Annotated in this window: 20 protein-coding genes; 10 read left to right on the top strand and 10 right to left on the bottom strand. The window is 67.3% G+C overall.

What is annotated here, in order from left to right; genetic code table 11:
- The first annotated feature begins 89 nt into the window (after window positions 1–89).
- The 6 genes from KM176_RS18265 to KM176_RS18240 all read left to right on the top strand — a co-directional run bounded on the left by KM176_RS18265 (window position 90) and on the right by KM176_RS18240 (window position 9,317).
- Window positions 90–1,172, top strand: a complete 1,083-nt coding sequence (locus KM176_RS18265) for an ABC transporter permease (protein WP_160896177.1) — start codon at window positions 90–92, stop codon at window positions 1,170–1,172.
- 5 nt (window positions 1,173–1,177) lie between these two features.
- The gene (locus KM176_RS18260) at window positions 1,178–2,872 is read left to right on the top strand and encodes an ABC transporter ATP-binding protein (RefSeq protein WP_160896176.1); all 1,695 of its coding nucleotides are present in this window, start codon (window positions 1,178–1,180) and stop codon (window positions 2,870–2,872) included.
- 67 nt (window positions 2,873–2,939) lie between these two features.
- On the top strand, window positions 2,940–5,375 hold the full coding sequence (nirB, locus tag KM176_RS18255; protein ID WP_160896175.1) for a nitrite reductase large subunit NirB: 2,436 nt from the start codon (window positions 2,940–2,942) through the stop codon (window positions 5,373–5,375).
- Window positions 5,372–5,698, top strand: coding sequence for a nitrite reductase small subunit NirD (gene nirD / locus KM176_RS18250; protein ID WP_160896174.1), 327 nt, complete (start codon window positions 5,372–5,374; stop codon window positions 5,696–5,698). Before nirB ends, nirD begins: the two co-directional genes overlap by 4 nt.
- Window positions 5,698–8,331, top strand: a complete 2,634-nt coding sequence (locus KM176_RS18245; protein WP_160896173.1) for a nitrate reductase — start codon at window positions 5,698–5,700, stop codon at window positions 8,329–8,331. The genes nirD and KM176_RS18245 overlap by 1 nt, the downstream gene beginning before the upstream one ends.
- A complete protein-coding gene (locus KM176_RS18240; protein ID WP_160896172.1) occupies window positions 8,328–9,317 on the top strand; it encodes a glycosyl transferase family protein in 990 nt (329 codons plus the stop codon). The genes KM176_RS18245 and KM176_RS18240 overlap by 4 nt, the downstream gene beginning before the upstream one ends.
- Here the strand turns inward: KM176_RS18240 and glmM are convergent.
- Window positions 9,314–10,657, bottom strand: coding sequence for a phosphoglucosamine mutase (gene glmM / locus KM176_RS18235; protein WP_160896171.1), 1,344 nt, complete (start codon window positions 10,655–10,657; stop codon window positions 9,314–9,316). The two genes, KM176_RS18240 and glmM, sit on opposite strands and share 4 nt — an antisense overlap.
- Window positions 10,658–10,878: 221 nt before the next feature.
- Between glmM and KM176_RS18230 the strand changes: the two genes are divergently transcribed.
- A complete protein-coding gene (locus KM176_RS18230; RefSeq protein ID WP_160896170.1) occupies window positions 10,879–12,375 on the top strand; it encodes a phosphomannomutase/phosphoglucomutase in 1,497 nt (498 codons plus the stop codon).
- A 480-nt stretch (window positions 12,376–12,855) separates the two neighbouring features.
- On the opposite strand, the gene KM176_RS18225 is transcribed toward KM176_RS18230, so the two are convergent.
- The 5 genes from KM176_RS18225 to KM176_RS18205 form a co-directional block, all read right to left on the bottom strand.
- On the bottom strand, window positions 12,856–13,965 hold the full coding sequence (locus KM176_RS18225) for a flagellar basal body P-ring protein FlgI (RefSeq protein ID WP_160896169.1): 1,110 nt from the start codon (window positions 13,963–13,965) through the stop codon (window positions 12,856–12,858).
- A complete protein-coding gene (locus KM176_RS18220; RefSeq protein WP_160896168.1) occupies window positions 13,965–14,972 on the bottom strand; it encodes a flagellin in 1,008 nt (335 codons plus the stop codon). Before KM176_RS18220 ends, KM176_RS18225 begins: the two co-directional genes overlap by 1 nt.
- A gap of 3 nt (window positions 14,973–14,975) precedes the next feature.
- A complete protein-coding gene (gene flgK / locus KM176_RS18215) occupies window positions 14,976–16,427 on the bottom strand; it encodes a flagellar hook-associated protein FlgK (protein WP_160896167.1) in 1,452 nt (483 codons plus the stop codon).
- 159 nt (window positions 16,428–16,586) lie between these two features.
- Window positions 16,587–17,885 (bottom strand): flagellar hook protein FlgE, encoded by a 1,299-nt coding sequence (locus KM176_RS18210; RefSeq protein ID WP_160896166.1) that lies wholly within the window; start codon window positions 17,883–17,885, stop codon window positions 16,587–16,589.
- Window positions 17,886–18,041: 156 nt separating this feature from the next.
- Window positions 18,042–18,878 (bottom strand): flagellar motor protein MotB, encoded by an 837-nt coding sequence (locus KM176_RS18205; protein ID WP_160896165.1) that lies wholly within the window; start codon window positions 18,876–18,878, stop codon window positions 18,042–18,044.
- 160 nt (window positions 18,879–19,038) lie between these two features.
- Between KM176_RS18205 and KM176_RS18200 the strand changes: the two genes are divergently transcribed.
- From KM176_RS18200 to KM176_RS18190, 3 genes are read left to right on the top strand one after another with little or no spacing between them, the layout of a single operon-like run.
- Window positions 19,039–19,848 carry an NAD-dependent epimerase/dehydratase family protein gene (locus KM176_RS18200; RefSeq protein ID WP_160896164.1) on the top strand — a complete coding sequence of 270 codons (810 nt, stop codon included), beginning with the start codon at window positions 19,039–19,041 and terminating at the stop codon, window positions 19,846–19,848.
- Entirely contained in the window at window positions 19,845–20,534 is a 690-nt protein-coding gene (locus KM176_RS18195) for a sugar transferase (protein ID WP_311136184.1), read from the top strand. The genes KM176_RS18200 and KM176_RS18195 overlap by 4 nt, the downstream gene beginning before the upstream one ends.
- Entirely contained in the window at window positions 20,531–21,550 is a 1,020-nt protein-coding gene (locus KM176_RS18190; RefSeq protein WP_160896163.1) for a polysaccharide biosynthesis protein, read from the top strand. Before KM176_RS18195 ends, KM176_RS18190 begins: the two co-directional genes overlap by 4 nt.
- Here the strand turns inward: KM176_RS18190 and KM176_RS18185 are convergent.
- The 4 genes from KM176_RS18185 to folD form a co-directional block, all read right to left on the bottom strand.
- Window positions 21,542–22,624: a dipeptidase gene (locus tag KM176_RS18185; protein WP_160896162.1), complete on the bottom strand. Its 1,083-nt coding sequence runs from the start codon at window positions 22,622–22,624 to the stop codon at window positions 21,542–21,544. The two genes, KM176_RS18190 and KM176_RS18185, sit on opposite strands and share 9 nt — an antisense overlap.
- Before the next feature lie 492 nt (window positions 22,625–23,116).
- Window positions 23,117–23,872: a siderophore-interacting protein gene (locus tag KM176_RS18180; RefSeq protein WP_160896161.1), complete on the bottom strand. Its 756-nt coding sequence runs from the start codon at window positions 23,870–23,872 to the stop codon at window positions 23,117–23,119.
- 311 nt (window positions 23,873–24,183) lie between these two features.
- The gene (gene purU / locus KM176_RS18175; protein ID WP_160896160.1) at window positions 24,184–25,068 is read right to left on the bottom strand and encodes a formyltetrahydrofolate deformylase; all 885 of its coding nucleotides are present in this window, start codon (window positions 25,066–25,068) and stop codon (window positions 24,184–24,186) included.
- Window positions 25,069–25,092: 24 nt separating this feature from the next.
- A complete protein-coding gene (folD, locus tag KM176_RS18170) occupies window positions 25,093–25,995 on the bottom strand; it encodes a bifunctional methylenetetrahydrofolate dehydrogenase/methenyltetrahydrofolate cyclohydrolase FolD (protein ID WP_160896159.1) in 903 nt (300 codons plus the stop codon).
- Between the last annotated feature and the right edge of the window lie 135 nt (window positions 25,996–26,130).

Genomic DNA, 26,130 nt, shown 5'->3' with positions numbered 1-26,130 from the left:
GGGGCGATGCGCCGAAGGCGCGAGCGTCCCCGTCGTCCCGGCTTTTCACGGATAATGCGGGTTCCGCCCGTCAGATCAGAGAGTTGACAATGACCACCGTCGATCCCGATTTTGCACGCGCAGAGGCCCGCGAAGCGCGCCGCGCAAAGCTCTTCACCACCATCAACACCGCGGACAAGTGGTTCCGCGTCCTCGGCCTGGCCTGGATCACCCCGATCCTGAAGGCGCTGGCCGGCGACAACCCCAAGGCCCAGATGAAGGACGTCTGGCGTCTGCTCGGCGTGCCGCTGCTGGCCATCGCCTGCTTCCTGCTGCTCTGGGGCACCCTGGCGCCGAAGGTCCAGACCTCGCTCGGCGCCGTGCCCGGCCCCGCCCAGGTCTGGGAAGAGGCCGTCAGCCTGCATGAAAGCGCCCTGCGCACCGCCGCCGACAAGCAGAAGTTCGAGGAACGCGTCGAGGCCCGCAACGAACGCCTGATCGCCGCCGGCAAGGCCGACCAGGTGAAGACCATCCCCTATACCGGCGCGCCCAGCTACTACGAACAGATCTGGACCTCAATCAAGACGGTGTTCTTCGGCTTCCTTGTCGCCTCTGTCGTCGCCATCCCCCTTGGCATCGCCGCCGGTCTTTCCGTCACCGCGAACGCTGCGCTGAACCCGATCATCCAGATCTTCAAACCGGTCTCGCCGCTGGCCTGGCTGCCCATCGTCACCATGGTCGTCTCGGCGGTCTACACCACCAACGACGGCCTGTTCGCGAAATCCTTCCTGGTCTCGGCCATCACCGTGACGCTCTGCTCGCTCTGGCCGACGCTGATCAACACCGCGCTTGGCGTGGCCTCCATCGACAAGGACCTGATCTCGGTCTCCCGGGTCCTCAAGATGGGCACCTGGCAGAAGATCACCAAGCTGGTGCTTCCCTCGGCCCTGCCGCTGATCTTCACCGGGCTGCGCCTGTCGCTGGGTGTGGGCTGGATGGTGCTGATCGCCGCCGAGATGCTGGCCCAGAACCCCGGCCTCGGAAAATTCGTCTGGGATGAATTCCAGAACGGCTCTTCCTCCTCGCTCGCCAAGATCATGGTCGCGGTCTTCACCATCGGCATCATCGGCTTCCTGCTCGATCGCGTGATGTTCGCCCTGCAATCCCTCTTCACCTTCTCGAACAACCGGTGATCCCCATGGCCGTCATCGACTTCCAGAACGTTTCGAAAAGCTTCGGCGAAGGCACCGAGGCCACCCATGTCCTCAAGGACATCAACCTGACGGTCCATGAGGGCGAATTCCTCGTCCTCCTGGGCTTCTCCGGCACCGGCAAGACCACCCTGATCAACCTGATGGCGGGCCTCGAATTCCCGACCAGGGGCCAGGTCAGCTTTCGCGGCAAGCGCATCGAGGGCCCCGGCCCCGAGCGCGGCGTGATCTTCCAGAACTACTCGCTGATGCCCTGGCTGACCGTGGCCGGCAACGTGCAGCTCGCCCTCGATAGCTGCTTCCCGCAGATGGGCCGCGTCGAGAAGGCGCAGACCGTCGCGAAATACATCAAGATGGTGGGCCTCAGCCACGCCGCCTCGCGCCGTCCGGCAGAGCTTTCGGGCGGGATGCGCCAGCGCGTCAACGTCGCCCGGGCGCTGGCCATGAACCCAGAGGTGCTGCTGCTGGACGAGCCGCTCTCGGCGCTCGACGCGCTGACCCGCGCCAACCTCGGGGACGAGATCGAGGCGATCTGGAACGCCGACAAGAAGACCTGCGTGCTGATCACCAACGACGTGGACGAGGCCATCCTGCTGGCCGACCGCATCATTGCGCTGAACCCCGACGGCACCCTGGGCGAGGAATTCCGCGTCGAGATGCCCCGCCCCCGGGACCGCTCGGCGATGAACACCGACGACACTTTCAAGGCGCTGCGCGCAAAGGTCACCAATTACCTGATGGACGCGGGGATCGAGGCCAAGTCCGACGGCAACCGTACGCTACCGAATGTCGAGGCGATCCATACCCACGACAACCTGCCCAAAGCCGTCAGCGACGCGCAGAAGGGAATGCTGGACAACCGTTTCCTGTCCTTCGAGAAGCTGCACAAGATCTACCCCACGCCCAAGGGTCCGCTGACCGTGGTCGAGGATTTCAACCTGAAGATGGATCGCGGCGAATTCATCTCGCTGATCGGCCATTCAGGCTGCGGCAAGTCCACCGTGCTGACCATGACCGCCGGTCTGAACGCGATCTCCAAGGGCGTGATCAAGCTAGATGGCTACGACGTCGAAGGCGCCGATCCGGAACGCGCCGTGGTCTTCCAGGCGCCGAACCTCTTCCCCTGGCTGTCCGCCAAGGAGAACGTCGCCATCGGGGTCGACCGGGTCTATCCCAAGGCCAGCCGTGCCGAACGTCAGGACGTGGTGGAATACTACCTGGAGCGCGTCGGTCTGGGCGATGCGATGGACCGTCCGGCGCATTCCATGTCCAACGGCATGAAGCAGCGCGTCGGCATCGCCCGCGCCTTCGCCCTCAGCCCCAAGCTGCTGCTGCTGGACGAGCCCTTCGGGATGCTCGACAGCCTGACCCGCTGGGAGCTTCAGGAAGTGCTGATGGAGGTCTGGTCGCGCACCAAGGTCACCGCGATCTGCGTCACCCATGACGTCGACGAAGCGATCCTGCTGGCCGACCGCGTGGTGATGATGACCAACGGCCCGCAGGCCACCATCGGCAAGATCACCGATGTGAACCTGCCCCGTCCGCGCACCCGCAAGGCGCTGCTCGACCACCCCGATTACTACCACTACCGCCAGGAAGTGCTCGATTTCCTCGAAGAGTACGAACATGGCGCGAAGCCCAAGGCGAAGGCCGCGGCTCCGACGAAGATCGCGGCCGAGTAAGGCCGCCTCCCCCTCCCGGCAGCTCTCCTGCCGTTACCGCAACAAGACCCTACGAAGGATCAGACCCATGGCACAGAAGCTGATTGTGATCGGTGCCGGCATGGCCTCCGGGCGGATGCTGGAGCATCTTTTCGAGCAGGGCGGCGACTGGGATGTCACGCTCTTCAACGCAGAACCGCGCGGGACCTACAACCGCATCATGCTCTCTCCCGTCCTCTCGGGCGAGAAGACCTACGAGCAGATCGAGACCCACAATGCCCAGTGGTACGACGACCAGGGCGTGACCACCCGCTTCGGCGAGAAGGTCGTGGCGATCGACCGCGCGGCCAAGACCGTCACCGCCGAGAACGGCGACGTCCTGCCCTACGACAAGCTGGTGATCGCGACGGGGTCGAACCCGTTCATCATCCCGCTGCCGGGTCATGACCTGGAGGGCGTGATCGCCTATCGCGACCTTGAAGACACCTACCGCATGATGGAGCTGGGCAAGACCGAAGGGTCCTCCGCCGTCGTCATCGGGGGCGGCCTGCTGGGTCTGGAAGCCGCCGCTGGCCTGCACGCGCAGGGCGTCGACACCACCGTCGTGCACATCATGGGCCACCTGATGGAGCGCCAGCTTGACGAAAGCGCCGGCTACCTGCTGCGCAAGGAGCTGGTGGGCCGTGGCATCAAGGTGCTGTGCGCGACCAACTCCAAGCAGATCCTCGGGGAAAACGGCAAGGTCACGGGGCTTGAGCTGGACAACGGCACCGTGCTGCCCTGCGACCTGCTGGTGATGGCCGTGGGCATCCGCCCGAACGTCGCGCTGGCGAAAGAGGCCGGCCTGGCCACCGGTCGCGCGATCCATGTCGATGCGACGATGCAGACCTCGGATCCCGACATTCTGGCGCTTGGCGAATGCGTGGAACTGGACGGGATGCTGTTCGGCCTCGTCGCGCCGATCTACGACCAGGCCAAGGTTGCCGCGAAGACGCTGGTGGGCGAAGCGGCGGGCTATGTGCACCGCGACGTGTCGACCAAGCTGAAGGTCACGGGCTGCGACCTGTTCAGCGCCGGGGATTTCGCCGAGGGCGAGGACCGCGAGGACATCGTCTTCCGCGATCCCGCGCGCGGCGTCTACAAGCGCATCGTGCTGAAGGACAACAAGATCCTTGGCGCCGTGATGTATGGCGACACCGCCGACGGCAACTGGTTCTTCGGCATGATGAAGGACGGCACCGATGTCTCGGACATCCGCGACACGCTGATCTTTGGCCCGGCCTTCCAGGGAGGTGCCTCCGGGGACCCTTTGGCAGCCGTTGCAGCCTTGCCGGATGATGCGGAAATCTGCGGCTGCAACGGCATTTGCAAGAGCACCATCGTCAACGCGGTGAAGAACGGCGCCCATACGCTTGCGGATGTTCGTGCCACGACCAAGGCCTCGGCCTCCTGCGGGACCTGCACGGGACTGGTGGAACAGGTCATGGCGGTGACGCTGGGCGATGATTTCGTCATCCCCGCGGCACAGTCGATCTGCGGCTGCTCGGACCATACCCACGAAGACATCCGCCGCCTGATCAAGGCCAAGGCGCTGAAATCCGAAGCCGCCGTCTGGCAGGAACTGGGCTGGAAAACCGCGAACGGCTGCCATGTCTGCCGCCCGGCGGTGAACTACTACCTGCTGGCCGACTGGCCGCTGGAATATCAGGACAACCTGCAATCGCGCTTCGTCAACGAGCGTCGCCATGCCAACATCCAGAAGGACGGCACCTATTCGGTCGTGCCGCGGATGTGGGGCGGCATGACCACCCCCGACGAGCTGCGCGCCATTGCAGATGCTTCCGAGAAATACGGCGCCAAGCTGCATGTCACCGGCGGTCAGCGCATCGACCTTCTGGGCGTCAAGAAAGAGGACCTGACGGCGATCTGGGATGACCTGAACGCGGCCGGCATGGTCTCGGGTCACGCCTATTCCAAGGGTCTGCGCACGGTGAAGACCTGCGTCGGCAAGGAGTTCTGCCGCTTCGGCACGCAGGACAGCTCGGGCCTCGGCATCCAGCTGGAGAAGAAGCTCTGGGGCTCCTGGACGCCGCACAAGGTCAAGCTGGGCGTCTCGGGCTGCCCGCGCAACTGCGCCGAGGCCACCTGCAAGGACATCGGCGTGGTCTGCGTCGACAGCGGCTACCAGATCGGGGTCGCGGGCGCCGCCGGCATGGATGTGAAGGAAACCGAACGGCTGATCGACGCGAAGACCGAAGCGGAAGCGATCGAGTGGATCGCCGCCTTCATGCAGCTTTACCGCGAGAACGCCAAGTACCTCGACCGGCCCTACAAATGGGTCGCCAAGGTCGGTCTCGACTGGGTCAAGGACACCCTGTCGAACGCCGAGGAACGCGCTGCCCTGAACGAACGCTTCGAGATCTCGCAAAGCGTCTACCGCAAGGATCCCTGGGCGGATCACGTCAAGAACCACTCCGAGCAGTACCAACCCCTGGCAGACATCACCCTGGAGGCCGCAGAATGAGCTGGATCGATATCGGACACCTGAACGACATCCCCGTCCGGGGCTCGCGCGTGGTGAAGACCCCCGTGGGCTGCGTCGCCATCGTGCGCAGCAGCGAAACCGAGGCCTATGCCATCGGCAACACCTGCCCGCACAAGCAGGGCCCGCTGTCGGAAGGCATCGTGCACGGCAAGAAGATCACCTGCCCGCTGCACAACGCCGTCTTCTCGCTTGAGACCGGCGAGGGCACCGACGGTCACCAGATCCCGACCTTCCCGCTGAAGATCGAGGGCGGCCGGCTGCTGCTGGATGGCGCCTCTGTCGGCAAGAGGAGTGCGGCCTGATGGACGGCTCCAGCCTGCCTGAAACCCGATCCACCTGCGCCTATTGCGGCGTCGGCTGCGGCGTTCTTCTGCGCCCCGATGGGGCAGGCGGGCTGGCGGTCCGCGGCGATCCGGAGCATCCCGCGAACCGCGGGCGGCTCTGCTCCAAGGGCACCAACCTCGGCGAGACGGTCGGTCTGGATGACCGTCTCCTCCATCCCGTCATCAAGGGCGCGCGCGCGGACTGGGACACGGCGCTTGACCTGGTGGCGGAGAAATTCCGCGACACCGTGGCCCGTCACGGGCCGGATTCGGTGGCGCTCTATGTCTCGGGGCAACTGCTGACCGAGGATTATTACATCGCCAACAAGCTGACCAAGGGCTACCTTGGCACGGCGAATATCGACACGAACTCAAGGCTTTGCATGGCCTCGACCGTGGCGGGACACAGGCGCGCCTTCGGCACCGACACCGTGCCCGGCACCTACGAGGATCTGGAGCTGGCCGATCTGGTCGTGCTGACCGGCTCGAACACCGCCTGGTGCCACCCGGTGCTGTTCCAGCGCATCCGCGCCGCCAAGGAAGCCCGGCCCGAGATGAAGATCGTCGTCATCGACCCGCGCCGCACTGCGACCTGCGACATCGCCGATCTGCACCTGCCGCTGCGGCCCGGATCAGACGTGGCGCTGTTCAACGGCCTGCTGTCGGCGATCTACGACATGGGCGCGGTGGACGGCCCGTTCCTGGACCACATCGACGGCTTCGAAGAGGCCATTGCCGCGGCCTCGGACTCTGATCCGACCGTCACCGGGCTGGATCCGCTGCTGCTGAAACGCTTCTACCAGCTCTGGGTCGGCACCGAGAAGGTCGTCACCGTGTTCAGCCAGGGCGTCAACCAAAGCTCTTCCGGCGCCGACAAGGTCAACGCGATCCTGAACTGCCACCTGGCGACGGGGCGCATCGGCAAGCCGGGCTGCGGCCCGTTCAGCGTCACCGGCCAGCCCAATGCCATGGGTGGCCGCGAGGTCGGCGGCCTGGCCAACATGCTGGCCTGCCACATGGAGATCGAGAACCCTGATCACCGCCAGGCGGTCCGGCAGTTCTGGGATGCCCCCGCCATGCCCGAAAAGCCCGGCCTGAAGGCCGTCGACATGTTCCGCGCCGTGGGCGAGGGGCGGATCAAGGCGCTCTGGATCATCCACACCAACCCCGCCGTGTCCATGCCCGATGCGGACCGGGTGCGCGACGCCATCGCGGGCTGCGATTTCGTCGTCGTCTCGGATGTGACCGACCGCACGGATACCGCGCGGCTGGCCGACGTGCTGCTGCCCGCCACCGCCTGGGGCGAGAAATCGGGCACCGTGACGAATTCGGACCGGACGATCTCGCGCCAGCGCGCGGTGCTGCCCGCCCCCGGAGAGGCCCGCCCCGACTGGTGGGCCATGGCCGAGGTCGCCCGCCGCATGGGCTGGCGCGACGCCTTCGATTACCAGGGCCCCGAAGAGATCTTCCGCGAATATGCCACCCTGTCGGGCATCGCCGGGGGCTTCGGTCTGGATTTCGACATCTCCGGCCTGAAGGGGATCACCGACAGCGCCTATGACCAGATGAAACCCACCCGCTGGCCGGTGACCGATGGCCGCCAGGGCGGACGCTTCTTTGCCGACGGGCGCTTCTTCACGCCTTCTGGCAAGGGGCGGATGCTGCCGCTGCACCACCGCGAACCCGCTGCCCAGACCGGGCCGCGCTACCCGTTCCGCCTGAACACCGGGCGGATCCGCGACCAGTGGCACACGATGACCCGCACGGCGAAATCGGCGAAACTGTCCTCGCATCTGGCCGAACCCTTCCTCGAGATCCACCCCGAGGATGCCGCCCGGCTGAAACTGGCGCCCGCCGCTCTGGTGCAGGTCGCAAGCCCGCAGGGCCGTGGCATCCTGCGCGCGCTGATCACCGACCGCGTCCAGCCCGGAGAGGTCTTCGCGCCGATGCACTGGACCGCAGAGACCGCCCCTTCGGCCCGGATCGACGCGCTGGTCGCGCCCGTGGTCGATCCGGTCTCGGGTCAGCCGGAAAGCAAGGCCGCCGTCTGCGACGTGCAACCGTTCCGCGCCGCCTTCTACGCCTTCGCCGTGGCAACCGAACGGTTCACGCCCGGAACCCGCTACTGGGCGCAGGCGAAAACCGCCCAGGGCTGGCGCGCCGAGATCGCCTGCACCGAGGCGCCCGCAGACTGGGAAGCCTGGGCGCGCGCGCTTTTCGGGATCGAGGGCGGCGAGGTGCAGGTGGTGTCCGACCCGCGCCGGGGCGGCTTCCGCATCGCCTTCCACGAAGGGGGCCGGCTGAAGGCCGCGCTCTTTGCCGCCGCCGAACCCGTGGCGGTGATGCGCGACTATCTGGCGGGCCTGCCGGGCGAAGAGGCACCCCATGCGCTGTCGGGCCGCGTCGGCGCCGACATGCCCGATCCCGGCCCGACGGTCTGCGCCTGCTTCGGCGTCGGCGTGAACACGATCCTGTCGGCCATCGCCGAACAGGGCCTTGTTTCGGTGGACCAGATCGGCCAAGCCTTGAGGGCAGGCACCAATTGCGGGTCCTGCCGGCCGGAACTGGCCGAGCTTCTGGCCCGCATCCCAAGGAGAGAAGCCGCCGAATGACCGAGACCCCGCACCTCCTCGCCCCGCATGTCCGCACCCTGGCCCGTGGCCCGGGGCGGTCGCGGTCCCTGACCCGGGACGAGGCGCGGGAGGTGATGGAGGTGATCCTGTCGGGCCGCGCCGACCCCGAAGCGGTCGGCGCGATCCTGATGCTGCTGCGCATGAAGGGCGAGGTCCCGGACGAGATCGCGGGCTTTGCCGAGGCCGCCCGCGAAACCCTGCCGCAGATCGCGCCCCCCGCGCTCGACTGGCCCAGCTATGCCGCCGGGCGGACGCGCGGGCTGCCCTTCTTCCTGCTGGCCGCGCGGCTGGTGGCCGGGGCTGGCCACCCGGTGCTGATCCACGGCTGGAATTCCGCCGCCCACATGGCCGAGGCGGCTTCGGTCCGCGATGCCCTGCCCCATGCCGGGATCACCGCCGCGACCTCGGTCCCCCATGCCGGAGAGCTGCTGGAACGCCAGGGCATCGCCTATCTGCCGCTGGAAGCCTTCCAGCCGGGCCTGCTGGAGCTGCTGCGCCTGCGCGAGAAATTCAACCTGCGCTCCTGCGTGAACACCGTGCTGCGGGTGCTGAACCCCGCCAAGGCACCGGCCAGCGTGCAGGGGGTCTTCCACCCGCCCTACCGCGAATTGCAGGCTGACGCCGGCAAGCTGCTGGGCCAGAGCGCGCTGAGCGTAATCAAGGGCGGCGGCGGGGAGTTCGAGCGCAACCCGATGAAATCCATCGCCCTTTACGGGCTGCGCAACGGCGAGTGGCACGAGGGCACGGCCCCCGCGATCCTGGAGGAAACAGGCAAGCTGAACCAGGGCTGGACCGATGCGGCGCTGCTGTCGCAGCTCTGGTCCGGCGACTGGGCCGATCCCTTCGCCGAGGCCATCGTCATCGGCACGGCGGCGCTGGCGCTCGACACGCTGGGGGTCGCCGCGCCCGAAACCACCGCGCGCCACCTCTGGGAGGCGCGCGCGGGGCTGAAGGTCTCCGATTAGGCCTCGGCCTTCACGGCCTGGACGACGCGGTCGATGGCCGCGTCCAGCAGGCCCTCGTCCTCGGCCTCGCCCATGACACGGATCAGCGGCTCGGTCCCGGACTTGCGGATCAGCAGCCGCCCGGCAGTGCCCAGATCGCCCTCGCTGGCCGCGATGGCCGATTGCACCGCGTCACTGTCGAGCGGCGTCTTCCCGGCGGCAAAGCGCACGTTCACCAGCTTCTGCGGCACCGGCTGGAAGACCTGCGCCAGCTCCGAAGCCGGCCGCTTCGTCTCGACCATAGCCGACAGGAACTGCAGCGCCGCCAGCAGCCCGTCGCCGGTGGTGGCATGGTCGGTCATCACGATATGGCCGGACTGTTCGCCGCCCAGGTTGAAGCCCTTCTTCTGCATCCGCTCGACCACGTAGCGATCACCCACGGCGGTGCGTTCCAGCCCGATGCCCTGCCCTTCCAGCCAGCGTTCCAGCCCAAGGTTCGACATCACCGTGGCGACCAGCGCATCGCCCTTCAGGCGGCCTTCGGCCTTCCAGCGGCTGGCGATCAGCCCCATGATCTGATCGCCGTCGGCCACGCGTCCGGTCTCGTCGATCAGGATCACCCGGTCGGCATCGCCATCCAGGCAGATGCCCAGATCCGCCCGGGTTTCCAGCACGCGCTTGGCCGCCGCACCGGGGCTGGTCGAGCCGCAATCCTTGTTGATGTTGAAGCCGTTGGGCTCCACCCCGATGGTGATCACCTCGGCGCCCAGTTCCCAAAGGACCTGGGGGGCGACCTTGTAGGCGGCGCCGTTGGCGCAATCCAGCACCACCCTCAGCCCGTCCAGACGGGTCGACCGCGGCAGGGAGTTCTTGGCATATTCGACGTAGCGACCGCCCGCGTCCTCGTACCGGCGGGCGCGGCCGATGTTCTGCGGCTGGGCAGGAGGCACGCCCTCGTTCAGCAGGCGCTCGATCTCGGCCTCGGCCTCGTCCGAGAGCTTGAAGCCGTCGGGGCCGAAGAACTTGATGCCGTTGTCATGGGCCGGGTTGTGGCTGGCGGAAATCATCACGCCGACATCGGCGCGCAGGGAATGCGTCAGGTAGCCGATGGCGGGCGTCGGCACCGGGCCCAGCAGGAAGACATTCATACCGGTCGAAGTGAAGCCCGCGGTCAGCGCGTTTTCCAGCATGTAGCCCGACAGGCGGGTGTCCTTGCCGATCACCACGCGGTGTTCCAGGCTGGCGTCGCGGCGGAAATAGCGCCCGGCCGCAGCGGCAAGGCGCAGCGCCACATCGGCAGTCATCGGCCAGCTGTTCGCCAGCCCCCGAACCCCATCGGTTCCGAAGAATTTCTCCGCCATGCGCCTGTCCCCTTCGCTCTTTTCCTAGGCATATAGGGGGGCGACCCTGCCCTGTCCATTCGCCCGCGCGCCGGAACGACGCATCGGCAGGAAGCCCCGAACCCGGCGGGGGGGGGGATTTCCGGCAAGTCCGTGCCGCCGGCAGCATTGAACGGTTTGCCCACTGTGGCTACCACTCGGAGGGACTGCCGTTCATTGATCCCCTGCCCGGACCTCTCCTGATGAAGAAACCGCTTTCCACCGTCACCCCCAACAGCTGGGAGTTCCTGCGCGAGCCGATGATCAAGCCCACCGGGTTCCGGGAATACGACGTGCGCTGGAAATACCCCGATGAGATCAACCTGCCCGGCATGACCGCCCTGGGCCTGGGCATTGGCACCCAGATGCACCGGCACGGCGTGGCCCCGGTGATCGCCGTCGGCAACGATTACCGGGACTATGCGCTGGCCATCAAGAATGCCCTGGTCCTGGGCCTGATGCAGGCCGGCGTGGCGGTGAAGGACATCGGCCCCTGCATCACGCCGATGGCCTATTTCAGCGCCTTTCACCTGGGCGTGCCGGCCATCGCGATGATCACCGCCTCGCACAATCCGAACGGCTGGACCGGCGTGAAGATGGGGTTCTCCATGCCGCTGACCCATGGCCCGGACGAGATGACCGAGCTGAAGGACATCGTCCTGAACGGCAGGGGCGTGCCGCGCGCGGGCGGCTCTTTCGAAGTCGTCGAGGGCGTGTGGGAGGCCTACATGGACGACCTGGTCGGCGATTTCCGGATGACCCGCAGGCTGAAGGTGGTCTGCGCCACCGGCAACGGCACCGCAGGCGCCTTTGCCCCGGCCCTGCTGGAGCGGATCGGGGTCGAGGTCGTGCCCTCGCACACCGCGCTCGACTACACCTTCCCGGCCTACAACCCGAACCCCGAGGCCATGGAAATGCTGCATGACATGTCGGCCTCGGTCAGGGCATCGGGGGCGGATTTCGCGCTTGGCTTCGACGGTGACGGCGACCGCTGCGGCGTGGTCGACGACACCGGAGAGGAGATCTTTGCCGACAAGGTGGGCGTCATCCTGGCGCGCGACCTGATCGGACGCCATCCCGGAGCGACCTTCGTGGCGGATGTGAAATCCACCGGTCTTTTCGCCAGCGATCCGGTGCTGATCGCGGGCGGCGCCAGGGTCGATTACTGGAAGACCGGCCACAGCCACATGAAGCGCCGCATGCAGGAGCTGGGCGCCCTGGCGGGTTTCGACAAATCCGGCCACCACTTCCTGGCGGCGCCGATCGGCAGGGGCTACGACGACGGGCTGCGCATCGCGCTCGAGATCTGCAAGCTGATGGACCGCACCCCCGAAAAGAAGATGTCGGACCTGCGCAAGGCCCTGCCCAGGACCTATTCCACGCCCACAATGGCCCCCCATGCGGCGGACGAGGACAAGTACCAGATCCTCGAGCGCATCGTGGCGAAGATCCTCGCCCTGGCCGAGGCGGGCAGGCCCTTCGCCGGACAGCCGATCCGGGAGGTCGTCACCGTCAACGGTGCCCGCGTGGTCCTGGAAAACGGCTCCTGGGGGCTGGTACGCGCCTCTTCGAACACGCCGAACCTGGTGGTGGTCTGCGAAAGCGCCGTGTCCGAGGCAGAGATGCGCGCGATCTTCAACGAGATTGACGGCATCATCCGCACGGAACCCGGCGTCGGCGCCTACGACCAGACCTTCTGAACGGATCCGGCCCAGCGCCGGCAGGAAGAACAGGAAACGGGGCAGCATCGCGGCCCCGTTTTGTCTGGTGCCCCCTCTCGGCTCTCGGCTCTCGGCTCTCGGCTCTCGAAAAGGGTCCTTGATCGCGCCCCGGGACAAGCCCGATCTTGCTTTCGCCCGGACCAACAGCTCCTGCCCGTTCCGGAGGGAACCGTTCTGCCCTCAGGCGAGCCCAAATCGGGAGATCCGTGATCCCGATGCCATGGACAGAGGGCTCGACCTGCCCCGACCTGCGGTGGGTCATTGCGTTCCCACCGAGGCCGCGGTCACAGGGGTTGCCCGGCTCCCTTGCCCCCTCTCGGGGATCCGGCCGCCTTTCCGCGTCCCGGCGCTGGGCCTCCCGGCATCCATCGCGACCCCGGCTCCGGCGCCCACCCAGCCAAGGATCCGACCGTATTTCCGCATCCCGGGGTCAGATGCCTGCCTGTCCAAGCCAACCGATCAGCGCACGATGAACTCCGCATGCAGCGCCCCGGCGGCCTTTATGCTTTTCAGGATGTCGATCATGTCCCGCGGCGATACCCCCAGCGCATTCAGCCCCGCCACCACCTCTGACAGGGAGGTTCCGGTCGGCACCTCGGCCAGGCCGATCCCCGGCTCTTCCTGGATATCGGCCTTGGAGCGCGGCACCACCACGGTCTGCCCCTCGGCGAAGGGGTTGGGCTGCACCACGATCGGCGCCTCCTCGATCCGCAGCGTCAGGTTGCCCTGGCTGACCGCCACCCGGCTGATCCGCACGTCATCCCCCATCACGATGGTTCCGGAGCGCTGATCCACCACCACCCGGGCCTTGCGCTGGGGCTCGATCAGAATGTTCTCGATCCGTCCAAGCGCATGGGCCGCCGAGGGCATCTGCGTTCCCGCTATGTCCAGCCTGACCGTGCCCGCATCCATCATGCGGGCCACGCCGCGACCGAAAGTGCCGTTGATCGCCGTCTCGATCCGTTCCGCGGTGGTGAAATCCGGGGTCCGCAGCGCCAGCCGGATGGACTTCATCCCCGCCAGTTCGAAGGCCACCTCGCGCTCGACCCGGGCCCCCGAGGGGATCACCCCCGCCGTCGGCACCCCCTGGACCACCTGCGCCGCCGCCCCCTGGGCCGAGGCGCCACCGGCGATCACCGTGCCCTGGGCCACCGCGTAGATCTGTCCGTCCGCCGCGTTCAGCGGCGTCATGATCAGCGTGCCCCCCAAAAGGGAACTCGCATCCCCGATGGCCGAGACCGTCACGTCGATCGTTCCCCCGGCCCGGGCAAAGGCCGGCAGCTCGGCGGTGACGAAGACGGCGGCGACATTCTTGGGGCGGAACTGCTCTCCGGTCACGTTGATCCCGAGGCGTTCCAGGATGTTGGACATGATCTCTTCGGTGAAGGGCGCGTTGCGCAGCCCGTCCCCGGTGCCGTTCAGCCCCACGACCAGACCATAGCCCACCAGGTCGTTGCCGCGCACCCCGTCGAATTCCACCAGGTCCTTGATGCGCACCTGCTGGGCCTGGGCGCCGCCACCCGCCAGGCACAGGCCCAGCAACAGCACGAGGAGAAGCCGCAGACCCATCACAGGTAATTGGTCAGCGACAGACGCGACAGCTTCACCGTCACGGAATAGAGCGCCTCAAGCTGGAACTGCACATCCTCCAGCCGGGTCGCGGCCTCGTAGGGATCGACCGACAGGAGTTCCGTGCGGGCGATCTCGTAGCTGGTGCGCTCGGCCGAGATGCGGGTCCGGCTGTCCTCGGCCCGGTTCTGCGCATAGCCGAGGTTGGCCCGTATCTCGACCAGGCGGGTCTGCTCGAAAGAGAGCCCTTCCCCGGCCGTCAACATCAGCTCCACCTGGGTATCGGTATCGAAGCCCAGGGTGGCATCGGCCGCCAGCGCCGCCATGGCGGCATATTTCAGCAGTGTCCGCACCCCGGTATCATCTGCCCTGAGGTCGAGATCGACCGACTCTCCCTCGCCCAGCTGGAACGGCACCAGAGAGGTCGTCGCCCCCTGGTAGGCGAAGGTCTCGAACCCGCCGCCGGAGGTGTCGAACCACGCGTCGAGCGCCGTCTGCACATCCGCCACCGTGCTGGTCCCGGACAGGACCGTGCGCAACTCGTCCAGGATCTCCTCTCCCGAGACCAGCGGCGGCGTATCGGTATCCACGCCGGAAAACAGCGCCCGCCCGCCGACCTGACTGTTCATCGTGTTGACCAGAAGCGAGAATTCGCCCCCCGCACTGAGGGAAATGTTGCGGATCGCCTCGGGCAGGCGCCCGTTCCCGGCGCTCAGCGCATCCAGCCCGAGGCCGGTGGCGACAGTCTGGAAATTCTCCAGCGCGGCCTGCATCGCGTCGGTGAAGGTCAGCGCCTCGGAGGCGGCGGTGTCATAGCCCTGCAGCAGCGACAGGCTGCGCTCCACATCCGCCAGGTAGGCATAGCTGCCCGACAGGTGCCGCGAGACATCCGCGGTGCGCCCGGAGGAGAACTCCTGCACCAGCTGGTTCATCCGCGTCTTCAGATCGGTGCTCTGCTGGCGCAGCATGAAGCTCTGCGCGAGGTCGCCAATCGAGGTAATGGTCATGGCTCAGATCTCCATCAGGATTTGCAGCATTTCGTCCACCACCTGCACGATGCGGGCGTTGGCGGCGTAGTTCTGCTCGATCACCAGAAGGCGCTGCATCTCGGCGTCGGTATCGACCCCGTCGGCCAGAAGCCGCTCCTTCACCTCGGACTGGCGGGCCTGGGCAAAGGCCAGCCGGTTGTCGGCGGCATTGGCCTCGGTCCCGGCAAAGCTCTGCAGGCTGGCAGCCAGGGCCGAGGCCGACAGGCCGGAGCTGCCGAAGGCCGAGGAAGAGGGTACCCTGGCCTCCTGCATCGCCGCCACCATGTCCTGCAGCAGCGAGGCATCGCCGACACTGCCGATCACCGTGGCACCCAGGCCGTCGCGCAGGTGCCAGGTCTCACCGCCCTGGGCCGGGTCGACGATGGCGTTGATCCCGATCCGGGCGGAAATGCCGACCTCGTCCGCGGCGCTGAAGACCGCCCCCTCGTCGGTGAACAGCCCGGCATCCCCGGAGGCCCGGGTGGTGTCGAGGGCGGAGTCCTGGAAGCGCTCGATCATGTCGCGGGCCACGGTGTCGAGCCGGCTCTGGGATTCGACCGCCAGGTCATCGCGGATCTCGAACAGGGCAGCGAGCCGCCCACCGCCGATGGCCCCCGAGGCATTGCCGGTATCGATCTCGATCCCGTTGATCGTCAGCCCCGACAGCAGCCCCGCGTCCAGGGTCATGTTGGCGGTGATCATGTTGGTGCGGGTGAAGCCCAGCTCGGCGGCCTGGCCGTCCACCAGGATTGCACCGCCCGGCGTGAACAGCGCGATGGCGCCGTGATCGCGGCTGGTCTCGGTCACCGGAATGATCTCGGACAGGGTGTCGATGGTGGATTGCCGCAGGTCCATCAGCGCATTGGCATCCGAGCCGGTGTTGATCGCCGTGGTGATCTGCACGTTCAGCTCCTTCACCTGCTGAAGCAGCTCATTGGTGCGATCCACTGCCGCGGCGATCTCTGAATCGGCCTGCATGCGCAGCGACTGGATCGTGTCGGAGGCCTCCTCGAACCCGCTGGCGACGTCCCGCGCGGAATAGAGCACGTCCGTCAGCCGCTCGGGCAGGTCGGGACGCGAGGCCGCGGTGACCAGGCTGCTTTCGAAGGTGGCGATCCGCCCGGTCAGCGAATAGCTGTCCTCGGGCGTGCCCATGATGTCTTCCATGCGCGTGTAGTAGGTCGAGAGCGTGTCCTGGTAGGACAGGCCCGACATGGCGGTGCGCGCATCGCCCACCAGCGCCGCGTCCATGCTGCGCGTGATGCCGTCGATATTGACGCCGCCCCCCGCATTGGTGCGCGCCGAAACCTCCAGCTGCCGGGGGCCATAGCCCTCGGTCATCGCGTTGGAGATGTTGGAGGAGACGACGGCAGCGGCCCGGGAAGAGGCAGTCAGCCCCGAGAGCGCGTTGGAAAGGGCGGTGGACAAGCTCATCTCTCGGTCCTTGCCTTGGTTGCCTTGGTTGAAGGCCCCCCGGTCGGAGGGCCGGATCCGGAGCCCGGCGCGGCGCGGCCCGGCGATGCGGGGCCTCAGGTCACCGGGGCGGAGCGGTCGGGCCGGTGGTGCCCGGGGGCGCCACCGGAAGGCGCCGGATCAGCGCTTGATGTTGGTGGTTTCCTGCAGCATCTCGTCCACGGTCTGGAACACCTTGGCGTTGGAGCTGTAGGCCCGCTGGGTGCGGATCATGTCGGTCAGTTCCGAGGCCACGTCGGTCGCCGATTCCTCGCGCGCGAAGGACACCACGTCCCCGGTCGGCCCCTCGCCCGCGTTCCACAGGAAATAGGCGCCGCTGGCCGGCGAGGGCAGGTAGGTCTGCCGGTCCAGGCTGAACATGCCGTTCACGTTGGGCAGGTCGGCCAGCGGCACCTGGTAGAGGGTCCGCCGCACGCCCGAGTCGTAATAGGCATGGACATAGCCGTTGGCATCGACCTCGATGGAGGTCATGTTGCCGACCGGAGAGCCGTCCTTCTCGATCGCCGTCGGGGCGAAGATGTCGGACAGCTGGGTCAGCCCGCCGCTGAGCCCCAGCACCCCGATGTCGAGCTCGATCGGGCCACCGGCGACGGTGACGACCATGGTGCCGGTCGTGCTGTCGTAGCTGGCGCCGGGGTTGCCGGTGTTGTCGGCGACACTGGCCAGGGTCCCGCCGGCGGTCCGGCTGTCATCGAAGGTCAGGATGTAATCGCCGACCACCGCCCCGGACGAGGCGGAATCGGTGATCTCCATCTGCCATTCGTTCACCGTCCCGGTAGGCGTGAAGGTCACCACCAGGTTTTCAGAGATCCCGAGGTTGTCGTAATACTCGATCGACAGCTGCTCGGCATCCTCGGTCGACCCGGCATAGGCCTTTGTCGCCGGCAGGTTCAGCCCCAGGCTGACCGTGGTCGTGGGTTCGCCGGTCAGCTCGTTGACATTGATCTGCACCGGTTCCAGCCCGTCGCTGGTGTCGCGCGGATACAGCGGGATCGCCCCGGTGGCATCGGCGGGCCAGCCCAGCAGGGCCAGGCCGGATTCGGTGACCAGATAGCCATCCTCATCGGTGCGGAAGCTGCCCGTGGTGGCCAGCATCATGGTGTCGAAGGTCCCCGTGGAGGCGACCTGATAGGCCGAGGCCACGGGGATCAGCCCGCGCCCCCGCACCGCGATATCGGTGGAATTGGAGGTCGTCACCAGCGGACCGCTCTCGTCGATCAGGCGCTGCGTGGTGGCCCGGACACCGCCCGCCACGTAGCCGCCATTGTTCGCCCCGATCACCATGGAATGGAAATCGGCCTCCACCCGCTTGTAGCCGTAGGTGGACGAGTTCGCGATATTGTCGGCAATGGCCGCCAGCCGCGTGGAGTTCGTGAAGAGCCCCGTGACCCCCGCATTCATGGAGGAAGAAATGGTCATGAACACGCCTTTCTGCTGCATCGACTTTCCGTCGAACACAGAGCTAGGCGCGCGGCCTTAAGATGGACCTAACAGATAAAATGATCGGGACTTGGTCCCCGGGGATTCTCCCTGACCGGACCGGGGCTTTGCCCGGCGCCGGTCGGCCGCATCAGGTCATTTCACCTGGCGCAGCAGGATGATTTCCAGCCGATTGTTGCGCGGCGACATAGTGTTGCGCACCGCCGGTTCGCGATCCGCATGGCCGGTCACCCGGATCACGCGCGCATCGGGCAGGTGCTGCTGGATCAGCAGCTGCCGCATGGCCTCGGCCCGCCCGGTGGACAGGTCCCAGACCGGATTCTGGTTCACGACGATGGGCCGGGCGCGCACATGCCCCTCAACCGCCATGGGATTCTTCACGATCGAGGTCACCCGCACCAGCATGGCCGCGATCCGCTCCAGCAGGGCGCCGGGCAAGGCGGTCTCGGCGGTGAACAGCGGCACGGTGTCGGTATCGAAAAGCTCGATCACCAGCCCCTCGTCGGTGACCCGGGTGGTGATGTGCTTCATCATCTCCTGGTGCACATCGCTTTCGCCCGACAGCGCCATCAGTTTGTCGCGGACCTCTTCCAGGCGCTGCTCTTCCTGCTCCTTCTCGAAGGGCTGGGACTGCGCGCCACTGGCCTTCGCCTCCTGCGAAGGATTGACCGATGTCGCCCCGGTACCGGCCTGCGGCAGGGCATCCTCGGCAAAGACCGTGTCCCCGCCGAAGGCGCCGTCACCACCCCCGGACACCCGGTTCAGCGGAATCGTCGGAGAGAAGTAATCCGCGATCCCCTTGCGTTGCTTTTCCGTCGTTGCATTCAGCAGCCACATCAACAGGAAGAAGGCCATCATGGCCGTCACGAAATCCGCATAGGCGACCTTCCAGGCCCCGCCATGGTGCCCTTCGCCGCCGCCAGATTTCTTCTTCTTGATGATGATCGGCTGACCATTCGCTGGTCCGGCCATATCCACCACCCGTGTTCTCACCCGGGATCCGGTCTAGCGGCGAAGCCTTGCAAAGCACTTAACGGCGGCCCGTCGGATCCGGGCGGCGCCAGGGCGGAAAGGGCTCACCGGATATTAACCACTTCGGCCCAAGCCTTGTCGGATCGGGACGGAGTGCACGATGCCACCTTCTCCTCTTCTCCTGCTGGGCGGCACGGGCCGCGTGGCACGCCTGCTGAAGGCCGCGGGGCTGTCGGGCCCCGGCGTGTTCTGGCTGCCGCACCGGCAGCTGGACAGCCTGCCCCCCCTGCCTGCCTGCGCCACGCTGGTCGCGCTCTGGGGCCGGACCGGCAACGCGGGGCCCCTGCGGGACAATGCCCGGCTGGCCCTGCGCGCCCAGGCGCTTGCGCAGCGCCACGGCCTGCGCCGGGTGATCCACCTGTCCAGTGCCGCCGTCTACGGGACACTGCCGGCGGGTCGCTGCCACGAAGGCGCCGCCCAACCGCAAAGCCGCTACGGACAGTCGAAATGGCTGATGGAACAGGCGCTTGCACAGTGGCAGCGGCGGCACCGCGCCGGGCCGGAGTGCTGCATCCTGCGGCTGGGAAATGTTGCCGGAGCCGATTCCCTGGCCCCCGCCCTGGCCGACCCGGCGGCAGACGACCCGGTGCGGCTGGACCGCTTCGCCGACGGACGGGGCCCCCGGCGCAGCTACCTGGGCGCAAATGACCTGGCGAGGATGCTGCTCTGGCTGGCCCGTCCGGATGTGCCCTGCCCGCCCTGCCTGAACGTCGCCGGCCCCCGCCCCGTCGCCATGGAGGCGCTGCTGCAAGCCGCCGGGCGGCACATCGCCTGGCACCCGGCCCCGCCCGACGCCCTGCCGGAGGTCGCGCTGGACGGCCACCGGCTGGCCCGGCTTTTCGGTACGCTGGAGGACAGCGGCACCGCCGAAGGACTGCTGGCCCAGATCCGGCTGAAGGCCCCGGCATGACGGACCTGCCGCTCTGGAAACGCCTGGGCGACCTCGGGCTGGCGCTGCTGCTGCTGCCCGTCGTGCTGCCCCTCGCGGCGGCGATCGGCCTTGGGCTGCGGCTGCTGCAGGGCGGTCCGGTGCTGCACCGCTCGACACGGATCGGTCGCGGCGGACGACCGTTCCGGATGCTGAAATTCCGCACCATGCGCCCCGATCCGGCGGATGCCGGTGTCTCAGGTGGCGACAAGGCGCGGCGGATCACCTGTGCCGGGGTCTGGCTGCGCGGCAGCCGCGCCGATGAGCTGCCGCAGCTCTGGAACATCCTGATCGGCGACATGAGCTTTGTCGGACCGCGCCCGCCGCTGCCGCGCTACGTCGCCGCGCGCCCGGCGCTTTACGCCCGGGTTCTGTGCTGCCGCCCCGGCCTGACCGGCCTTGCCACCCTGCGCCTGGGCGCCTGGGAGCGCCGGCTGCTGGCGCCCTGCCGCAGCGCCGCAGAGACTGAGGCGCGCTACCTGGCCCGCTGCATCCCGGCGAAGGCGCGGCTGGACCTGCTTTACGCCCGACGGCGCAGCCCGGCGCTGGACCTCTGGATCCTGCTGGCAACGCTGCGCCTGGCCCTGCCGCGCCGGCGCCCCGGCCTTTCCCAAATCCTTACGGTTTTCCGTTTCGCTGCAACCGGAAACAGACGAAGACGACCATGAACAGGGACAGGGACAGGCTGGGCTATCGCGGGCGACGGATCCTGGTGACCGGGGCCGGCGGATCGGTGGGGGCGGAACTGTGCCGTCAGCTGGCGCGCCAGCCGCCCGCCCGCCTGCTGCTGCTCGACCAGTCGGAGCCCGCTCTCCATGCCATCCTGACCGACCTGCCGGAGGGGCCCTGGCGGCCGGTGCTGGGCTCGGCCGGGGATGGCGCGCTGATCACCCGGCTGCTGCGAGACGAGGGCGTGGACATGATCATCCATGCCGCCGCCTACAAGCAGCTCCCGCTGCTTGAGGACAATGCCTGCGCAGCGATCCGCAACAACGTGCTGGCCACCCGCACCCTTGCCGAAGCCGCCGCCGAGGCGGGCGTGCAGCGCTTCCTGCTGATCTCGACCGACAAGGCCGAGGACCCGGTCAGCGTGCTGGGCGCCAGCAAGCGGCTGGCCGAGGAGATCGTGCAGGAGGCCGGACGCCGCAGCCCCGGCAGCCGCTTTGCGCTGGTGCGCTTCGGCAACGTGCTGGGGTCCAGCGGGTCGGTGGTGCCCCGCTTTGCCCGGCAGATTGCCCGGCGCCAGCCGCTGACCCTGACCGATCCCGCCGCCACCCGCTACTTCATGAGTCTCGGGCAGGCGGTATCGCTGATCCTGCAGGCCGGGCTGCGGGCCGAGAACGGCGAGGCGCTGGCGCTCGACATGGGGGCGCCGGTGCCGATCCTGACGCTGGCGCAGCAGATGCTGCGGCTGGCCGGGCTCGATCCCGCGCGCTACCCGATACGCGTCACCGGGCTGCGCGCCGGAGAGAAGCTGCACGAGGCCCCGCTGACCGGCGCGCCCTGGCCCCCCGACCGGCGGTTGCTGCGGCTGGACCTGCGGGCAGAACCGCGGCGCACCCTGTCGGCAGCCCTGCAGGACCTGCAGCGGCTGGCCGACGCCCAGGAGGAGGAGGCCGCCGCCCGGGCCCTGCTGCACTGGGCCCGGGCCGGGGACCCGGCACGCCTGGCCGGATCAGGCTGAGGGCGCTTCGCCCCAGGTCTTGCGCAGCACCCGCATCCAGTTCTTCCAGGCCAGCTTTTCCATCATCGCCTCATCCACGCCGTGGCGGCGCAGCGCGGTGCGCAACGCCGTCAGGCCGGCACAATCGCCCATCTCGGTCGGCACCACGGCACCATCGAAATCCGACCCCAGGCCAATCCGGTCCTCGCCCAGGATCGACACCATGTGATCGAAATGGCGCAGCAGCGGATCAAGCGAGACATCCGCCGACATCTGGCCATCGGGCCGCAGGAAGGCGGTGGCAAAGTTGATCCCCACCATGCCGTCGCTTTCGGCGATCATTTCCAGCTGGCGGTCGGTCAGGTTGCGGGCATGGTGGCATTCCGCCCAGGCGTTGGAATGGGTCGCCACCAGAGGCGCATCGGTGATCGCGGCGACATCCTCGACCCCGCGGGCGTTCAGATGTGACAGGTCGATCATGATGCGCTTGCGATTGCATTCCCGCACCAGCTCCTTTCCAAGCGCGGTGAGGCCATTGCCGGTGTCGGGATCCGAGGGAAAGCGGAAGGGCACGCCCTCGCCGAAGTCGGTGGGCCGGCTCCAGACCGGCCCGAGAGAGCGCAGGCCGCGGTCGTAAAGCTCTTCCAGGACACGGAAATCCGGATCGATGGCCTCGGCCCCCTCAAGGTGCATGATGGCGGCCCATTTCGGCCCGCCCATCAGCGCCTCGATCTGTGCGGTCGAGGTGCAGATCTCGAGCAGCCCGGCCTCCTGCAAGGCTTCCAGCCCCTCGGCAGCGCGGCGGGTCTGGCGCAGCGCCTCCGCCTGGGGCACCGGGGCGGGCAGCGGGATGTCGTAGCTGGCCCGGACCAGTTCGCTCAGGTCGAACCCGCCCGCACTGGGCACGAACATCGCGAAGAAGCCGCCGGCAAAGCCGCCCGCGCGCGCCTTCGCCATGTCGATGTGGCCGGTGCCCGTCCCGGTCCAGATGTCGTCCGGCGTCAACTTTCCCAGCAGAAGCTTCAGGGCCAGGTCGTTGTGCCCGTCGAACACCAGAGGCCGGTTTGCAGGAAGATCCGAAGTCGAAACGCTCATCAGGCAGGTCCTTTTCCTGGCGCCCGCGTCAGGCAGGCGATCCGGGCGCCAGACTGTCGTCCGGGGCAGGGAACTTCCACGCGCAATCCTATTGCCCCCGGCCTTGCCCGGCGAAATTCCTGGCATACTGCCCGAAGATCCGTCAGCCGCCACCTGCCCGGGCATATTTCACATATCGGAATAAAGGGCGCCGCAGCTGCAAAGCGCCCGAGTCCCACGAAGTCGCGTCAGGATGCGGGAAAAACCTTGGGGAGTGTTGCCGGAACGGGATCCGCACCCAAGCGGTTTTCCACAGCCAGAGTCCGAGTCCAGGTTTTTGATTTTTATGGAAAAGTTCCAAACCGGCGCCTGGCATTCCACGGATTTATCCCATGGCCGGACGACTCGGGGATATCTTTGGCATGGAAGGGGAACGATTCGCCAGCACGATCTTCGCATCGGCAGAAAACGGCGGCGGACCCGCAGCATTCCTGCCGCTGGCCCGGCCCGGGATCAGTCGAAATCGACCTTGCTTTCGGCGGTCCCGCGCACCCAGTAGCCAGCCGACTTGGTCCAGACCAGGGGATGACCGCTGTCCAGCAGCCAGGCCCGCAGTGCCTGGGTCACGCTGCCCTCTGCGGCGGTCCAGACGAAAGTCTGCGGCGCCAGGTCCAGCCCCTGAAGGACCTCCAGCAGCGGCGCAGGATCGGTCACGGCCTCGCCGCGGTGCACCCAGCGAAGATCCAGATCGGCGGCGGTGTCGAAGACCTGCTCCTCGGCGGCATCACGGATGCCGGCGATCACGGTGACCTTGGTGCCGGCAGGCGCCTCCTCGCAGAAGCGGCCGATGGCCGGCAGCGCGGTCTCGTCCCCGATCAGCACCCAGTGCAGGATCGGACCGGTGATCTTGCGCGAGCCGCGCGGCCCGCCGATGTTGAGGACCGAGCCGACCTCGGCCGCGACGGCCCAGGCGGTGGCCGGGCCGGCCTCGTGCACGGCAAAGTCCAGCACCAGCTCGCAGGCCTCGGTGTCGAAACGGCGGGGGGTGTAGTCGCGCATCGCGGGCTTTTCCGCGCCCGCGACGTCGAAGAAGCATTTCACGTGATCATCGAAGGAGGCGCTGGCGAAATCGGCCAGGTCCGGGCTGGTCAGCGTCAGCCGGATCATCTGCGGCGTCAGCATCTCCTTCTTCGTCACCGTCAGGGCACGGCGGCGGATCTCGAAGCGGTGGCGTTCAATTACCGGAGTGGGAAGGGTTTCGGTCGTCATATCAGTCCTTTCAGGCCGTCCGGCGCAGCAGGGTGCACGCGCAGGAAGCGGACGGCCAAAGCCGTTCGTCTCTGCGCGTTGATTGACGTTAACGCTTACGTGCCCGCACAATCCGGACAATTTCACTCAGGTTATCATTGCCGCACCGGAAAGCGCAAGACCCCGAAGATCATGGGGGCGTTTTCCCCATGCAGACAGGCCTTTGCAGGACTGCAATCGTTGTTTTATCGGGCATCTCGGCCAGCGAAGGCCGGACACAAAAAGGCCCGAAGCAATGCTCCGGGCCTTTCGCAGCGCCTGTCGGGCCGGCCTCAGCCCATGCGCTCGGAAGCGTAGGAGCCCGGGCTGGCCGGGAAGACCACGGTCTTGTTGCCGTTCAGGAAGACGCGGTGGTGGATATGGGCGTGGATCGCCCGCGCCAGCACCTGGCTTTCCACGTCCCGGCCCAGCGACACGTAGTCCGAGGGGCTTTGGGCATGGGTGACGCGCACGGTGTCCTGCTCGATGATCGGGCCTTCGTCGAGATCGGCGGTCACGTAGTGAGAGGTCGCCCCGATCAGCTTCACACCACGCTCATAGGCCTGCTTGTAGGGGTTCGCACCCTTGAAGGAGGGCAGGAACGAGTGGTGGATGTTGATGATCCGGCCCGACATCTTCTCGCACATCTCGTCCGAGAGGACCTGCATGTAGCGCGCCAGCACGATCAGCTCGGCGCCGGTATCGCGCACCACGTCCATGATGCGGCCCTCGGCCTCGGGCTTGTTCTCCTTGGTCACCTTGATGTGGTGGAAGGGGATGTCGTGGTTCACGACGACCTTCTGGTAGTCCATGTGGTTGGACACCACGGCGACGATATCCACCGGCAGCGCGCCGATGCGCCAGCGGTACAGCAGGTCGTTCAGGCAGTGCCCGAAGCGCGAAACCATGAGCACGACCTTCATCCGTTCGCCCGGATCGTGGATCGCCCACTCCATGTCGAACTCCTCCGCGACAGCCGCGAAACCACCGGTCAGGTCGTCATGGGTGGCGCCGGTCTCGCTGACGAAGGTCCAACGCGAGAAGAAGCGACCCGTCTCGGTATCGTCGAACTGCGCCAGGTCGCGGATGTTGCACCCCATCTCGGACAGGTAGCCCGAGATCTTGGCCACCACGCCACGGCGCGTCTGGCAGGTCACGGTCAGGATATATTCGCTCATGGTTTCGCTTTCAGGAGAGAGGAATCAGGCGGTCAGGCCTTCGGGTTCGGGCAGCCCGTGCTTGCGGCAGCAGGCGGTGAGGGTATTGGCCAGCAGGCAGGCGATGGTCATCGGACCGACGCCGCCCGGAACCGGGGTGATCGCGCCGGCGACCGCGGAGGCAGAGGCGAAGTCCACGTCGCCCACAAGGCGCGACTTGCCCTCGCCCTTCTCGGGGGCGGGAATGCGGTTGATGCCGACGTCGATCACGGTGGCGCCGGGTTTCACCATGTCGCCGGTGATCATCTCGGGGCGGCCGACGGCGGCGACCAGGATATCGGCGCCACGGCAGACCTCGGCCAGGTCCTTGGTGCGCGAATGCGCGATGGTCACGGTGCAGCTGTCCTTCAGCAGCAGCTGCGCCATCGGCTTGCCGACGATGTTCGAGCGGCCGACGACCACGGCGTTCAGCCCGGACAGGCTGCCATGGTGATCGCGCAGCATCATCAGGCAGCCCAGCGGCGTGCAGGGCACCATGGATTTCTGCCCCGTCGCCAGCAGGCCCACGTTCGAGATGTGGAAGCCGTCGACATCCTTGGCCGGCGTGATCGCGTTGATCACCTTGGCCTCGTCGATATGCTTGGGCAGCGGCAGCTGCACCAGGATGCCATGCACGGCCTCGTCGGCATTCAGCTTGTCGATCAGCGCCAGCAGGTCGGCCTCGGGCGTCTCGACGTCCAGCTTGTGCTCGAAGGAGTTCATGCCGCATTCGACGGTCTGCTTGCCCTTGTTGCGCACATAGACCTGAGAGGCGGGGTCTTCGCCCACCAGAACCACGGCCAGGCCGGGCACCAGGCCATGGTCTTCCTTCAGGGCGGCGACCTTCTGGGTCACGCGGGCGCGGACGTCGGCGGCGAAAGCCTTGCCGTCAATGATCGTTGCAGTCATCTGTTCCTCGGTGTCCTGTTCCTGCCGGTCGCCCGCGAAAGAGAGGGCGCAGCGATGCGCCCTGCCGTAACGGACTTTCCTCCGAAGAAACAGCACCCGACTGCGCCGCAGGCGACCTAATTTGCGCTGCGAGCG

Source organism: Pseudooceanicola endophyticus, from assembly GCF_018760365.1.
GTDB classification, from domain to species: domain Bacteria; phylum Pseudomonadota; class Alphaproteobacteria; order Rhodobacterales; family Rhodobacteraceae; genus Pseudooceanicola; species Pseudooceanicola endophyticus.
The sequence above is the reverse complement of the archived record's forward strand: the minus strand, read 5'-3'. Positions and strand labels throughout refer to the sequence as shown.